At 61.8% G+C, this 14,581-nt stretch carries 11 protein-coding genes; 4 read left to right on the top strand and 7 right to left on the bottom strand.

Annotation, left to right across the window (positions count from 1 at the left end):
• Positions 1-218: 218 nt before the first annotated feature.
• The 3 genes from I6F35_RS31500 to pgm are packed head-to-tail and all read right to left on the bottom strand — an operon-like array spanning position 219 to position 3,708.
• The gene (locus I6F35_RS31500) at positions 219-1,097 is read right to left on the bottom strand and encodes a dihydrodipicolinate synthase family protein (RefSeq protein WP_225121534.1); all 879 of its coding nucleotides are present in this window, start codon (positions 1,095-1,097) and stop codon (positions 219-221) included.
• On the bottom strand, positions 1,090-2,046 hold the full coding sequence (locus tag I6F35_RS31495) for an NAD(P)-dependent oxidoreductase (RefSeq protein ID WP_225121533.1): 957 nt from the start codon (positions 2,044-2,046) through the stop codon (positions 1,090-1,092). Before I6F35_RS31495 ends, I6F35_RS31500 begins: the two co-directional genes overlap by 8 nt.
• A gap of 18 nt (positions 2,047-2,064) precedes the next feature.
• Positions 2,065-3,708 (bottom strand): phosphoglucomutase (alpha-D-glucose-1,6-bisphosphate-dependent), encoded by a 1,644-nt coding sequence (pgm, locus tag I6F35_RS31490; RefSeq protein WP_225121532.1) that lies wholly within the window; start codon positions 3,706-3,708, stop codon positions 2,065-2,067.
• A gap of 313 nt (positions 3,709-4,021) precedes the next feature.
• Here pgm and I6F35_RS31485 point away from each other — a divergent pair, with 313 nt between their 5' ends.
• Entirely contained in the window at positions 4,022-5,035 is a 1,014-nt protein-coding gene (locus tag I6F35_RS31485) for a glycoside hydrolase family 16 protein (protein ID WP_225121531.1), read from the top strand.
• The gene (locus I6F35_RS31480; protein WP_225121530.1) at positions 5,025-6,506 is read left to right on the top strand and encodes a GH1 family beta-glucosidase; all 1,482 of its coding nucleotides are present in this window, start codon (positions 5,025-5,027) and stop codon (positions 6,504-6,506) included. Before I6F35_RS31485 ends, I6F35_RS31480 begins: the two co-directional genes overlap by 11 nt.
• Before the next feature lie 109 nt (positions 6,507-6,615).
• Here the strand turns inward: I6F35_RS31480 and I6F35_RS31475 are convergent, their stop codons facing one another.
• Entirely contained in the window at positions 6,616-9,021 is a 2,406-nt protein-coding gene (locus tag I6F35_RS31475; protein WP_225121529.1) for a patatin-like phospholipase family protein, read from the bottom strand.
• A 454-nt stretch (positions 9,022-9,475) separates the two neighbouring features.
• On the bottom strand, positions 9,476-9,823 hold the full coding sequence (locus I6F35_RS31470) for a cupin domain-containing protein (protein ID WP_225121528.1): 348 nt from the start codon (positions 9,821-9,823) through the stop codon (positions 9,476-9,478).
• 161 nt (positions 9,824-9,984) lie between these two features.
• On the opposite strand from I6F35_RS31470, the gene I6F35_RS31465 reads away from it, so the two are divergent.
• Positions 9,985-10,212: a hypothetical protein gene (locus I6F35_RS31465; RefSeq protein ID WP_225121527.1), complete on the top strand. Its 228-nt coding sequence runs from the start codon at positions 9,985-9,987 to the stop codon at positions 10,210-10,212.
• 130 nt (positions 10,213-10,342) lie between these two features.
• Entirely contained in the window at positions 10,343-11,971 is a 1,629-nt protein-coding gene (locus tag I6F35_RS31460) for a DASS family sodium-coupled anion symporter (RefSeq protein ID WP_225121526.1), read from the top strand.
• Here I6F35_RS31460 and I6F35_RS31455 read toward each other — a convergent pair.
• Positions 11,886-12,770 carry a hypothetical protein gene (locus I6F35_RS31455; protein ID WP_225121525.1) on the bottom strand — a complete coding sequence of 295 codons (885 nt, stop codon included), beginning with the start codon at positions 12,768-12,770 and terminating at the stop codon, positions 11,886-11,888. The genes I6F35_RS31460 and I6F35_RS31455 overlap by 86 nt on opposite strands.
• Before the next feature lie 319 nt (positions 12,771-13,089).
• A complete protein-coding gene (locus tag I6F35_RS31450; RefSeq protein WP_346283222.1) occupies positions 13,090-14,139 on the bottom strand; it encodes a transporter substrate-binding domain-containing protein in 1,050 nt (349 codons plus the stop codon).
• Between the last annotated feature and the right edge of the window lie 442 nt (positions 14,140-14,581).

Here is a 14,581-nt window from a genome sequence, read left to right as displayed (position 1 = left end):
AGCATCATTGCTGCGAGTTTCATGGCTGGTCCCTTTCTCGTTGTGTCTCATAACGAATGTGGGGAGCCAATTGACTGCTTAAAACGAACATTTTCGTCACGCTCTTTCAATCCAGCGCGATCGGGAATGCCCTGCGGCCCCCTCCATTCATGATTGCGAGCCAACGGGCGCGCGTTCGCGCGACCCGTTGGCTCGCAATGACGTGGAGAGAGCGGCAGCTAAGAGCCGATCTCCTGCAGCGCGGCCTCCACCACCCTGCGCTGCTCTTTCGTCAGCGGCGCCTGGGGCGGGATCGGGTCGCCGACGTCGTAGCCCTGGATCGAGAGGCCCGCCTTGATGCAGGCGGCGAGGTTGAAGCGGGCAAAGGCCTCGTTGATGCGCCAGAGCTTTCGCTGCAGCGCCATCGCCTCGTCCCAGCGGCCGCGGCGGCAGAGGTTGTAGAGCTCGACGCTCTGGCGCGGGATGATGCAGGCGGGGCCCGCCATCCACCCCAGCCCGCCGATCAGCATCACCGCCGCGGGAATATGGGCGGAAGCCGAGAACACTTTGATGTTGTCGCCGCAGCGGTTCATGATCGACAGCAGCCGGCCGGTATTGGTCGAGGCGTCCTTGATGTAGCCGATGCGCGGATGGGCGGCGAGGCGCTCGATGACGTCGAGCGTCAGGTCAGAACGCTGGAATTGCGGGTTGGTGTAGATCACCACGGGAATGTCGACCGCGTCCGCGATGGCGCGGAAATAGGATTCGACCTGCGCATCCGGCAGCGGGAAATAGGCTTCGAGGATCGCGAGAATGCCGCTGGCGCCACGCTTCTGATAGGTTTTGGCCTGCGCCACCGCATCAGCCGTCGAGGTCGAGGCGACGCCGGCAACGACCGGCACGCGGCCACCCGCCGCCTCGATGGTCGTGTGCACCACCTGCGCGCGTTGCGCATTGTTGAGATAGGCGAATTCGCCGGTCGAGCCGAGCGGCGTCAATCCGTGCACGCCCGCCTTCATCAGGTCATCGCACAGCCGGCCCAGCACCTCGCTGCGGATATGGCCGGCGGGATCGAGCGGCGAAACCAGGTAGGGAAAGACGCCGTGGAAATCAGCCATGCTGCAACCTCGTGGACGGCGAGACATAGTCGGGATCATGCGCGAAGGGAAGCGGCGCACCGGCCCGCAGCGCCTCCAGCACTTCAGCGAAATCGGTCCGGGCGCGGAAGCCGAGCAGACGCTCGGCCTTGGCGGGATCGTAGATGCGGCCGATGCTGTGCGGTAACCGCCAGTTTCGCCTGGCGTAGAGCGCTGCCGCATCGGGGAAATGGCGCGCGATCACGCTTGCGGCGTCCGATTTCAGCGCCTCGGCCTCGGCCGGCGCGAAAGGCGGCGGCGCGCTGATGACGAAGATCTCGAAGCCTTTGGCCCTGTCGAGCGCCGCCAGATGCGCGTCCGCGGCGTCCTCGACGGTGAGGCGGCGATGCAAAAATTCGTTCGCCTTGAGATTCTCGCCTTCGAAGCCCCGCTCGGTATCGTCCTCCTCCGGAAAGAAGCGGCCGGTGCGCAGCACGGCGCAGTTCAGCCCGTGCTCCCGGCTATAGATGCGACACAGTCCCTCGGCGGCGAGCTTGGTCACGCCATAGATATTGCGGGGCTCGAGCGGCCCCGCCGTCTCGTCGAGCCACACTGCAGCATGTCCCTCGCCTTCCCTGATCGCCTGCGAGATCATCAACGAGGTCGTCGAGGTGAAGATGAAGCGATCATGACGCGCGGCGACCGCGGCCTGCAGCAAATTGAGCGTGCCCGACACGTTGACATCGACAAATGCCTGCGGCGAAAAGCGCGCGATATCGGGCTTGTGCAGGGCGCCCGCATGGATCACGGCCTCGATGCCGTAGTCGGCGAACACCCGCTCGACGAGCGCGCGGTCGGCGACCGACCCGACCACATCAGTCGCTTCGCCCGCGACGATATCGAGGCCCGTCACATGATGGCCCGCTTGCCGCAATCTCGGCGCAAGGAAGCGCCCCAGCCAGCCGGAGGAACCGGTGAGCAGAATACGCATGGCGATGACGGCAGGCCCCTATCCGAAAACTTTCGCGATCGCGGCCTGCGCATCGCCCTGGATCCGCTTCAGGTGATCTTCCCCGCGAAAGCTTTCGGCGTAGATCTTGTAGACATCCTCGGTGCCCGACGGCCGCGCCGCGAACCACCCTGAGTCGGTCTCGACCTTGATGCCGCCGAACGACTGATCGTTGCCCGGCGCCTTGGTCCTGACCGCGCGCACCGGCTCGCCGGCGAGTTCCTTCATGTTGAGCTGTTCCGGACCCACGGCCTTGAGCACACTCTTCTGCTTCGGCGTCGCCTCGACGTCGATGCGCTCGTAGAAGGGCACGCCGAGCTCGGCGGTGAGATCGGCGAACAGATGGCTCGGATCGTGCCCGGTCCTGGCGATCATCTCCGCCGCAAGCAGGCCCATGATGATGCCGTCCTTGTCGGTGGTCCACACCGAACCGTCGCGCTTCAGGAACGAGGCGCCGGCGCTCTCCTCGCCCACGAAGCCGAATGCCCCGGTGCCGAGACCTTCGACGAACCATTTGAAGCCGACCGGCGTCTCTACGAGCTTGCGATTCAGCTTCTTCGCCACGCGGTCGATGATCGAGGACGAGACGATGGTCTTGCCGATCGCGGCGTTGGCGCCCCATTGCGGGCGCTGGCCGAACAGATAGGCGATCGACACCGCTAGGAAATGGTTGGGGTTCATCAGGCCGTTCGAGCGCGTCACGATGCCATGCCTGTCAGCATCGGTGTCGTTGGCGAATGCCACGTCGAACTTGTCGCGCATGCGGATCAGGCTCGCCATCGCGTAAGGCGAGGAGCAATCCATGCGGATCTTGCCGTCCCAGTCCGCGGTCATGAAGCGGAAGGTCGGATCGACCGCATCGTTCACCACGCTGGCATTGATGCCGTAACGCTCGATGATCGGCTGCCAGAAATGCACCGCCGCGCCGCCGAGCGGATCGATGCCGATCCTGACGCCGGCGGATTTGATCAAGGCCAGATCCACCGTGTTGCCGAGATCGGCGACATAGGGTGTGATGTAATCACAAAGATGCGTCGACGATGCCTTGCGCGCGCGGTCGTAAGTCATCCGCGCGACGCCCTTCAGGCTGGCTTCGAGGTAGCCGTTGGCGTTCTTCTCGACGATGCCGGTGACGTCGGTATCGGCGGGTCCGCCATGCGGCGGGTTATATTTGTAGCCGCCGTCTTCCGGAGGGTTATGTGACGGGGTGATGACGACGCCATCCGCGAGGCCGGAGCTCCTGCCCTTGTTGTAGGTAAGGATCGCGTGCGAGATCACCGGCGTCGGCGTATAGCCGCCGCGCTCGTCGATCATGATCTCGACGCCGTTCGCGGCGAACACCTCGACCGCGCTCGCCAGCGCCGGCTCCGCCAGCGCATGGGTGTCGATGCCGATGAAGAGCGGCCCGGTCAGTCCGGCCCCGCGGCGATAATCGCAGATCGCCTGCGTGGTCGCGAGGATATGATCCTCGTTGAAGGAATTCCGCAGCGAGGAACCGCGATGGCCCGATGTTCCGAAGGCGACCCGTTGGGTGGCGTCAGCGGGATCGGGTTTTGATGCAAAATATGCCGTGACGAGCCGCGGGATGTTCGCAAGCGAAGCGGGATCAACCGGCTTGCCTGCTGCAGGATTTTGTGCAGTCACGTGACCTCTCAGGACCAATGCTGTCTTTGACACATCACTATAGGGGCGAGCCGGTTGCAGGCAAAGCGTAATGCGGCGCCGCTGCAACAGGCCACGAGCATCAAGAGATCCGGTTGAACTCTATCCGCGAGCCATTCATGGGCCGAACTCGAGCCTCTCCCGAATAGCCGATCAGATGACCGATCCCTCCCGGCGCCTGGATCACTGAGCCGTCACATTCCCGGCACGGTGTCCCGTATGCCGCACCCACGCGTCTTGCCCAGCAGCGGCACGAGAGGTTAACGTGGATTAACCCACCCGCTGCAGGCCGGAGATGATCGGCGAATTGACCCCGAGAATTCTGCTCGCGATCGGTTATGTCGCGATGACGGCGCCCGCCCTCGCCCAGGACGATCTCGAAGCGGCGCCGGCAACGCTCACGTTGCAGGTGACTACCGACCCCACCACCAGCGAGTGCCGCCGCGTTGCGAATCAGCCGCCGACCTCGCTCGCCTTCCTGCCCACGCATCGCACTTTCAGCGACGATTTCAACGAACATCCGCTGGCGCGAGAAAGGTGGGTGCCGCATTATGCCGGCGGCGCGGCGTGGCCCGAGGCCCGCTACTGGGGCGGCGACGGCTCCGATTTCAAACGCAAGACCAGCGCCAACGGCGAACAGCAGATCTATGTCGATCCGCGCTATGGCGGCAGAATGAATACCCCGCTGGGGCTCGATCCGTTCAGGGTCCACAATGGCGTGTTGTCGATCGTCGCCAGCCGGACGCCGCCCGACCTGAAGCCGGCGCTGTTCGACAACGAATACGTCTCGGGTATCCTGACGACGCAGGGCAGGTTCTCGCAGAAATACGGCTATTTCGAAATCCGCGCGAAGATCCCGGTCGGCCGCGGCGTGTGGCCGGCGTTCTGGATGCTGGCCGACGACGGCGGCTGGCCCCCGGAAGTCGACGTCGTGGAAGGACGGGGCGAGCGGCCCGGCGACATCGTGATGACGACGCACTGGCGGATTCCGTCGACCCAGCGCATCCAGTCCTGCGGATTTGATTTCACGGTGCCAGGCGCGGATTCCGAATTCCACAATTACGGTGTGCTGTGGCAAGAGGACCGCCTGATCTATTTCATCGACCGCAAGCCGGTGGCCGATATCGAGGTTCCCATCGGATATGATGATCCCATGTACATGATCGTCAATCTGGCGATGGGCTCGAAGTTCTTTCTTGGCGTCGGCTTCGTCGATACCAGTTCGCCCCAGAGCGTCGCCTTCGAGATCGACCGGATCTCGGCCTACCAGATTGATGCCATCCCGACCGGAGAGACCGATGTTCGGTAGATTTTCGCGCCGGCATTTCGCCAAGCTTGCGGGCATTTCCGCGCTCGGCATGGCGGCGGCGCCGGCCGCTTCTGCCGCAGAGAACAACGCGACGCCGGCCGCGGCCGCCGACCCGCATGCGCCCAGCCCTTTTCCCGCGGGCTTTATCTGGGGCACCGCGACATCGTCCTACCAGATCGAAGGGGCGGTGAACGAGGACGGCCGCGGCCGCTCGATCTGGGACACCTTCAGCCACACGCCTGGCAAGATCGAAGACAACAGCAATGGCGATCGCGCCAACGAGCACTATCATCGCTACAAGCAGGATGTCGCGCTGATCAGGGATCTCGGCGTCAAGGCCTATCGCTTCTCGATCGCCTGGCCGCGGGTGTTTCCGGAAGGCACGGGCCGGCCGAACCCGAAGGGACTCGACTTCTACAACCGCCTGATCGACGAATTGCTCGCGAACGGCATCGAGCCCTACGCCACGCTCTATCACTGGGACCTGCCGCAAGCGCTGGAAGATCGCATCGGCGGCTGGCGATCGAGCGAAACCTCAAAGGCGTTCGGTGACTACGCGGCCTACGTGGCCGAGCGCATTACCGACCGAGTGAAGAACATCTTCACCGTCAACGAGGCCGGCAGGTTCGTCAATTTCGGCTATGGCTGGGGCATCGACGCCCCCGGGCTCAAACTGCCGGCTGCGCAATTGAACCAGGTCCGCCATCACGTCGCGCTCGGCCATGGGCTCGCGGTGCAGGCGATCCGCGCCGGCGGGCGCGCCGGCACCAAGGTCGGCGTTGCAGAGAATATCGCGGCCTGCGTGCCCGCGATCGCGACGGCGGAAAACATCCGCGCTGCCGAGATCGCCACGCGCGAATTGAACGCAGGCTTCCTCGGCGTAATCCTGGAGGGCAAATACACCGAGGGCTTCCTCGAATATGCCGGCGCCAATGCGCCCAAATTCACGCCCGAGGAACTGAAGATCATCGCTTCGCCGAACGATTTCGTCGGGCTCAATATCTACGCGCCGCAATTCTACATCACGGCGTCCGACCGCAAGCCGCACTTCAATGTGCTGCCGTTCCCGACCTCGTTCCCGCACATGAATTCGGAATGGCTACGGGTCGGCCCGGAGACGATCTACTGGGCGCCGAGGCTCGCGGCGAAGATCTGGAACATCGAGAATATCTACATCAGCGAGAACGGCACCTCGTCGGACGACAAGCTCACGGCCGACGGCAACGTCTACGATCTCGACCGCATCATGTATCTGCGCAACTATTTGATGCAGCTCCAGCGCGCAACCTCGGAGGGCGTCCCGGTGCGCGGCTATTTCCTCTGGAGCCTGATGGACAATTTCGAATGGATCTTCGGCTACGGAAAACGCTTCGGGCTCTACCGCGTGGACTTCGAGACGCAAGCGCGCGCGCCGAAACTGAGCGCGACATTCTATCGCGACGTGGTGGCGAGGAACGCGATCGGGGTTTGAGGCGAGCCTCGGGACAGGATCGTCTGCCGGATGGCCGCGGCGGCGCCGGTTCGCCACCAGGCATTCCTCGTCGAGGGGTCAGTTTGCCATTGGTGCGCGTCAGAACTTGTCATGAAGCATTGACTGAGCCCGATCGCTCCCGTTCTGGCGTAACGCTTTGAGATTGATCGGCCGACGCAACCACATCGAGATCTTCGATCGCCTTGAACGCCTCGTGAAATCCAAGCGCGCGATAGACCTCGAATTGCTCTTCCGAAAAGAACTGGTCGGCGGTGGGCTCATGGGGAAAAATGGGATAGCGGCGCTTGTAATTGAGGATGTAGTCGTTCTCGTCGCCGGTTAGCGAAGCCTTGATATAGAGAAGCCGCCCCTCGGCTCCGCCGGGATAAAAAATGCGGCCCCATGCAGCATGCGGACCTGAGTGGCGAACCGGATCGGTCCCGTTCACAGCAGCCGCCATCTCGGCCGAGGTGGCCAGCGCGCGCTCCCTGATCGATTGCCAAGGCAGTTCGATACGAATGCCGAGATCGATGCGCGCATAGCGTTGCAGAACCACAAAATCGAAAAACGTCATTTCCGCATCTTCATTGCAGTCGACCGCGATAATGGTGCCGCAACGTCGGCGCAACAGCTCATAGATTCCCAGCGCTTCGATATGACCGCCATCCGTGAGATAGACTTGCCGACTGGTCTCATCGAGAAGTCCGAACATCTCCTGGAATAGATAGAAGGGCTTCGAGGCCGGCGCCGCGTGACGGCCCTCGGCTTGGATCAATGCCGGGTTTCGTAGCCAATATCCCAGGCGGATGTTAAGCAGCGCAAGCGTCGGTGTGAGCAAACGGACGGTTTTTGACCCCATGCTGGGCGAATATGCCGCGGCCGAGATGGCCATGGCTGCACCAAGATCCAGATCGAGCTCTGCGACCTGCGCCTTCGCCGTTTCAGCATATCCGGTTGCTTCGCTTCCGATGTAAAGGGGGCTCAGAATAAAGAACTCTGCATTACGTCCGCGCTTGTTGACGTAGCGCGAACCCTCGATGTTCAGGGCGACGTTGAAAATCGGATAAGGTGCATAGGTGTTGGCGAGGCTGGAAAGTTCGATCCGTTTAGCGATCTCGACTTCGTCGTCATCGTGCGAAAGCGAATCGCGTTGTGCCGTATTTTGCGGATTCTTTGGCCCAAAGAGGAAGGCGCTGCTCAACCGGTCGCGGTAGAGCCTGTGCAGTGAATTCGCGTTCGGCGTCAGAAGGCTTATGATGGTCACAAAGAAAAGACCCGCTGCAAGGTACAGCAGCGCAAATATGTGGCCGCTCGGAGGGCCGAAGAGCGAAGCGCTGACAAGCAGCCATTGCGGCGTCTGTGGAAACGGGTTGGAACCCGGCGCCTCGATTCCCCAGTAACACAGGTAGAGATAGACCGCCCAGAGCAAGAGCGGAAGCGACAGTGCCGCGACCAAAAGCGCGATTTGAGCGCTGATCCTGACGACCCATATCGACCATCGTTGTTCCATATCCTTGCCGGATGGATTGGCGTTTGCCAGGGCACCAAGTTGACGAGACAGAAATGCCGCTATCGCGCCCAACGGCGAAAGGATGGACGTTGTCCATTTCATCCCTTCAACAATGAGCGTGCCGCCTCCACCGTCCCCTACAAGTCGTGCGAGCTTGAAAAGTCCGGCAATACACGGTGGCTGGAACTCGGCGAAGGCGGCCAAGAGCGTCGCAATCACAAGCAGGCGACCAATTCGCGGGAACGGTCCGACGAATTCCCGACCACCATCGCCGTCACGACGCTCCTTGACCGATTTCGCCATCGCCCAACAAAAGAAGAAGACGATCGCGATGAGAGTGATCAGCGTCGTCAAGCCGGCGCCGGGAATCAATCCCAGGTCCGATAGCGATATGCCAAAGAGAACTGGATTCGAAAGATCGGCATAGCGAGGATTGCAGAAGACCGTAAAGGCGGCCGCCAGCAACAGTGGGCCGACGACCAACGAAAGCGAGGCGACCAAACCCCTGATAACGCCAACCAGAAAATCAAACAGGTCACCGACGCCTTTCGGAATCAAATAGGACGCGTAGTCGCGGATATGTTCGATCGCGGGGCTGTCCCTCAGATTGTTGCGATCCGGCATGACGAATGGAAATTCACCGTGCCCGAGATAGAGGTTGGCGGCCAGCGAGGATGCGATATAGCCGCCGCCGGAGACGGACGAGATATAGTCGAGATTGTCGAACTTGCCCCCGACTTCAAGCGCCTGCAAAACCCCCAGCGAAAATGCTGCGGATCTGATGCCGCCACCCGACAGTGCAAGGCCGGTCGTCAGCGGCAGAACGCCGTCGGCTAGTCTTCCAGGGGCCGGCCTGGTAACGCCACCAACCAATTCCTTCACTGTGTCGCGCTTGCGTGCACGACGACGCGCATTCAACTGTTCCAGTTCGTCCCGATAGACTTCCTCAAAGGTGAGTGTTCGTCCCTTCTTTGGTTCAGTCGGCAACTCGTCGTTCAGCGGCATGCTCGTCGCTCCAAAGCCATCAACGGCGGCTCTCAACCATACCGAAGCGGGACCGCTCATCTTCGTACAGCAATCCCAAGTGGCTGGCCTCGGTGTTGGGTCGAGCGTGGCGAGTTCGATTGGCACGGAAACATTCTTCAACTGAATGTTTCTTGTTCGCCGGTCACAGCGTGATGTCGGAACGAGGAAAATTGATTACAGATGAAACTCGGATTTCGATCGACGGGCTTGTGGCGGTCCAGAAAGGACGGAGCCGGCTCGATAATCGAGTCGGCTCGATAGGTGAGAATGTATCACCTGGACTATTCACAGACGCCGCCTGTCGCTCATCGGATTCCGAGACGACGTACGTTCGGGGCCCGCTTCTGCAAGCGTCTGAATGGCTCACGGGGCTGGCGGATAGCCGCCGGTCTGAGCGACAGCTGGCACGATCGTCAGACGACCACCCTGCACACTACCGCTTCATCGTCTCGTCGCGGCCGTGCACCTGCGCCGGGGGAGAAGTCGCCTCGATCGCGGTAAACGGTTCGATGATTCGGTAGCTATGCTCGGCGTCCGCCGGCACCAGCCAGGAATCCCCGGGGCCGAGCTTGATGGTTTGTCCCTCCAGCATCAGTTCGGCGCGGCCGGCGATGACATAGCCGACGGTCTCGTAGTCGCGTCGATGCGGCAGGTCGCTTTGCGGCCGTTCATTGTCCCATAGCCGCATGGCAACGCGCTTGCCGGATACCAGATAGGTCTGTCCCATCGCGCCTTTCGGCGAGGTCTTTTCCGATACTTTCTTGACGGTGCTGTCGTGCATGGTTGCAGCTCCCGGTTCGTCAATCGCTCGGTATCAATCGATCGACCCACAGCCAGTTCCTTTTGGCCCGTGTGTTCCTTCGCCTGCCTCCGGAACCTGATGGAACATCGCGTACGAGCCGACGTTTTCAACTGCAAGGGCGATCTTCCGCGAGGCACATCATGACGGACACCAGAGATATCCAGCATGGCGTCAACGATCCCGTCAGCGGCGTCGACGTGAAGCGCAAGTTCAAGGACAATCAAAGCCCGCATGAACGGGCGCAGACCGCGGCCGATGTCCGTTCCGATCCCTCCCCCGCGCCGGACGAGCCGTTCCTTCCCGAGGCGCTGCGGCGACCGCCGACCGATCCGCTCAATCCCCGCACCGGGCGCCGCCCGACCAAGTGAGTGCCTTCGAGGATCACCTATGGCACGGGCCATGAGGGCGCAGGCGTGTTGCACGATCGCGCAGCCTTCTTGATTCTCCTCAAAGCCGCGCAGCCTTCGCCGTGCAGAGTGCTACCGAGAGGAGCACTCCATGTCGACTGCAGATTCATCAGTATCCATTGGCGCACCTTCCGGCCGTCCCGCCGAGCGATCCTGGCTCCGCGCCAATTGGGGACTTCTGGCCGCCACTGCCGTGCTGGTCATCGTGCTGCTGTTGCCGACGCCGCAGGGATTGTCGGTGGCGGGCCATCGCATGCTGGCCGTGCTCGCTTTCGCCGTGATCGTCTGGATGACGGAGACGCTCGACTATGCGGTATCAGGAGTGGTGATCGCCGCGCTGATGACCTTTCTGCTGGGCACGGCACCGAGCCTCACCAACCCGGCCGTAGCGATGGGCACCAGCGCAGGCTTGGGCCTTGCGTTCAGCGGCTTCGCCAACACCGCCTTGGCGCTGGTGGCGTCGGCGCTCTTTATCGCCGCCGCCATGACCGCCACAAAGCTCGACCGGCGCATCGCCCTCTTCATTCTCTCCCGTGTCGGCACCGAAACCCGCAACGTCGTGATCGGCGCGATCGCCGTTGGCTTCATCATGTCGTTCCTGGTACCTTCGACGACCGCGCGAGTCGCCTGCATCGTACCGATCATGCTCGGCATCATCGCTGCCTTTGGCGTCAGCAAGAAGGGCGCCTTTGCCGGCATGCTGATGATCACCGCCACACAGACGGCCAGCATCTGGAATGTCGGCATCAAGACCGCGGCGGCGCAGAACATGGTCGCCGTCGGCTTCATCGAGAAGACGCTGAACCAGACCATCACCTGGCTCGAATGGTTCATCGCGGCGGCGCCGTTCGGGATCATCATGCCGGTCGTGCTCTATTTCGTGATGACCCGCATGATGCCGCCGGAGGTCAAGGAAGTGCCGGGCGGTCGCGACGCGATCCGCAAGTCGCTCGCGGAACTGGGTGCAATGAAAGCGTCCGAAAAGAAGCTGCTGGCGATTTCGCTGACATTGCTCGCATTCTGGGCGACCGAAGGCCTGTTGCACCGCTTCGATACATCATCGACCACCATTGCGGCCGTCGCATTGCTGTTCATGCCCGGCATCGGAATCATGACATGGAAGGAGGCGCAGCCGAAGATTCCGTGGGGGACCGTGGTGCTGTTTGGCGTCGGCATCAGCCTTGGCACCGCCCTGCTGCAGACCGGCGGCGCGGTCTGGCTCGCCAATCTGGTCGTGACCAAGTTCGGACTTCAGAATGCCAGTCCGCTGTTCATCCTCGGAGTGATGAGCCTGTTCCTGACGGTGATCCATCTCGGCTTCGCCAGCGCGACCGCGCTCGCGTCCGCGATGATCCCGATCGTCATTGCCGTGCTTCAGCATGTGGCGACGCCCGGGATCAACATGGTGGGCATGACCATGTTGCTGCAGTTCGTCGTGAGCTTCGGCTTCATTCTCGTGGTGAATGCGCCGCAGAACATGGTCGCCTATGGCACCGACACCTTCGAGGCCAGGGACTTCGTTCGCACCGGCCTTGTGCTCACCGTCGTCGCGCTTGCGCTGGTGATGCTGCTCGGCGCCACTTATTTGGCGTTGGCTCGGATACGTCTGAACATCAACTCCCCGTACGCCCGCGTCACTTCGGCCGCTCGGCCGCGTGGGCATCCTGCGCCACTTCCACGCGTTCCGACCTCGACGGAAGCATCGGCTCCACGACGTTGAACAGCACGAAATTGGTCACGCGCCCTAGCGCGGTCCGCGGCAGAACACGCCGGAAGCGCCCGTCCGGGGGCGCGAGGCAGATCGGATTCATCGAGACGCCATACTTCAATGCCGCTCCGGCGAACAGGCGCCCCTCCTTGTCGACGACGCTCTGATCGCTCTGCGACTCGACCGCAAGTTTCATGATGTTCTTGATCTCGTCGGACGCGGTCTTCGCCTTGGCCGCAAGCCTGTTCTGCGCGTCGCGGTCAAGCTTGAACTCCGCGGTCGCCTGCAGGATCTTTTGCCCCTGGCACACATAGCCGCCGGCATGGAGGTACTGCATGGCGACTTGGCTGCATTGCGGCTTTTCCATCAGCTTGGTGAAGATCAGCCAGTTTGGACCGAGCGGAATTTCCTCGAGCAGAACGTCGTTCAGGGAGGCTTGCACCCTCACGACATAGTTGTTGTCGAGGCCTGCGTTCAGCATCCAGCCAAGGTCGATCTTCACACCGGTGTTGAAGCGTCCGTTGCGTTCCAGGTTTTCCTGCATCTCCCAACTGGGCGACGACACGACGGCACCGTCGAGGTCAGCCTTGTCGGCGTGACAGATCGCCTTGAACTCCTTGACCTCGGCATCGACATAGTAGAGCGATCCGACCTCCATGAGATTGGAAGGCGGATTGATCGGCACGAAGCCGTATCCTCGCAATGTATCGCCGAGCGGATCCTCGCTGGGTCTGGTCAAGTAGAACGCTCCAGCCGGAACGGCCACCGTCACGGCTACTGCGGCGAGCGCCAACATCGTCATGGTCCGCATGACTGCCTCCTGCCATTACATCCCGGTCAGACGTTCATCGACGCGGCTTATCGGCCCGGGCAGCAAGCAGCCCCGCAGGCGACATAGCCCGTGGGGCAGGCGAAGACCGGTGTGGCAGCGCAGGTCGCCGCCAAGATTATTGCGACTGTTCCAAATATCCTGATGGTACGCATGACACTCTCCTGGTCATACCGGCCCGGCTCATCGCATCCGGGCACGCCCCCCATCAGCGCACCCATGCTATGCAGTCACTCGGTCTGGTAGTATGAAGTAGGTCACACTCGCAGGCCCAACGCGCACAGGATCAGCGCAAGGAAAATCAGGGAGATCGGGCGTTGCCGAGGGTCTGGAATAGCGTCCGTTGCCACCAATCGCTTTCGATCTGATCGAGCGTGGCGAGATCGAGCATCGGCCGCAAGGCGCTGCCTTTCGGCAGCACGATCGCATATCTCTCGCTGCTGAAGCTGGTATCGACGACTCGAATCGAAGTTGAGAAGTCGTTCCGAACGACCCAGGTCAGGAGCGGCTTGTCATGGACGAAGGCGTCGATCTCGCCGCGGCTCGTGGCAGACAGGCCGCTTTGAGTATCTGGAAATGCGCGGAAGGAAAGCTGTTGACGGGTGAGATAGTCGGCCGTCGCCGAGTTCGTCACGGCGCCGACGCGCACCGAGCGCAAGTCGTTGAAGCCGTGGACGGCGCCTTGGAGTTCTCTGCGCGTCAGGGTGGAGGTGATGCCCGCGGTGAAAACGGCGATCGCGATGACGGAAGCGATCATCCAGCCGGTCGCGACGATTCGGCCAGGGAGTGTTGCCGGTGCATTCGCGGCGGCTCCCGCTTGCGTCATGGCAATGGTCGACCACCAGAAGCTGGAGCCGAGCCCCTTGGCGCCCCCGCTGAAATGTTCGGTTTTCCGGCGTTCGAATAGCCAAATGAGGAAGCCTACCGCCAGCGCAAAACCAAGCAGCAGACCGACGGCCTGGAAGAAGCCGAAAGAAAGCAGCGCTCGCCCGATCGAGACCCAGGGGCTTTCATTGACGGGCACCGCAATCCCGAGCCCGGTATTGTAGAAAGGTTGAGTAAAGTCGACGCCGCGTGCCCGCGCAGCAGTGACGGTTACCGCTGCGACACCGGCGTCGAAGGTGCCTTTCGCAACGCCATCGATGAGGTCCTGCACGCTCTGGGTTTCAACCAGACGAAAACGCAGATGCGCGCCATCAGCGATTCTTTTCCAGAGATCAATGCTGATACCGCCCCAGCTTCCATCCTGCTGCTTCATTGCGAAAGGCGGGGCTTCCTTGGTTGCCACCACCAATTCTTTGTCGGGGACTGTGCCTTGCGCGCGGACCGCGCTACAGCCGAATGCAAGCACCGCCAGCGACAGAAGATATATCCGGACTGATCGAAACAACAAAATCACTGCGTCGTCTTCAGGGTGTCAGACCTAACGAGCTGGTTCGATGCGACCGTTGAAAGGCTATGGCCTCGCCTTCGCAGGTGCGCCAACGACACTCCGGAACGCACAGGCGTGCGTTCCGGTTGCATCGTCAAAGTGACTCTCAAAAGAGGACGACAATATGTTGAGTGACCAGTCTCGCTGGAGCTGGAGGATCTAGTCTCTGATGGCGCGTTTCTCAGCCTCGGTCAAACCGACTGTTTCCGGGTCGCTGAGCGTCGAATAACCAAGGACCTGCACATTGCCATTGGGATTATAGGATTGCTGGCCCTGTGTTCTGCGGCGCTGGTCGTCCTGCTGCGGATTCTGTCCAGGTTCCCCGTCTCCTCCGCCAAAACCGAGGAACTCGACCACGATG

Origin of the sequence: Bradyrhizobium sp. BRP22 (genome assembly GCF_020194175.1) — a bacterium.
Lineage (GTDB): Bacteria > Pseudomonadota > Alphaproteobacteria > Rhizobiales > Xanthobacteraceae > Bradyrhizobium.
This window is presented reverse-complemented; position numbering and strand designations above follow the sequence as displayed.

Coding starts and splice junctions, on each gene's coding strand:
- I6F35_RS31500 (WP_225121534.1), bottom strand. CDS start 1,097: ATGGCTGATTTCCACGGCGTCTTTCCCTACCTGGTTTCGCCGCTCGAT.
- I6F35_RS31495 (WP_225121533.1), bottom strand. CDS start 2,046: ATGCGTATTCTGCTCACCGGTTCCTCCGGCTGGCTGGGGCGCTTCCTT.
- I6F35_RS31485 (WP_225121531.1), top strand. CDS start 4,022: ATGATCGGCGAATTGACCCCGAGAATTCTGCTCGCGATCGGTTATGTC.
- I6F35_RS31480 (WP_225121530.1), top strand. CDS start 5,025: ATGTTCGGTAGATTTTCGCGCCGGCATTTCGCCAAGCTTGCGGGCATT.
- I6F35_RS31475 (WP_225121529.1), bottom strand. CDS start 9,021: ATGCCGCTGAACGACGAGTTGCCGACTGAACCAAAGAAGGGACGAACA.
- I6F35_RS31470 (WP_225121528.1), bottom strand. CDS start 9,823: ATGCACGACAGCACCGTCAAGAAAGTATCGGAAAAGACCTCGCCGAAA.
- I6F35_RS31465 (WP_225121527.1), top strand. CDS start 9,985: ATGACGGACACCAGAGATATCCAGCATGGCGTCAACGATCCCGTCAGC.
- I6F35_RS31460 (WP_225121526.1), top strand. CDS start 10,343: ATGTCGACTGCAGATTCATCAGTATCCATTGGCGCACCTTCCGGCCGT.
- I6F35_RS31455 (WP_225121525.1), bottom strand. CDS start 12,770: ATGCGGACCATGACGATGTTGGCGCTCGCCGCAGTAGCCGTGACGGTG.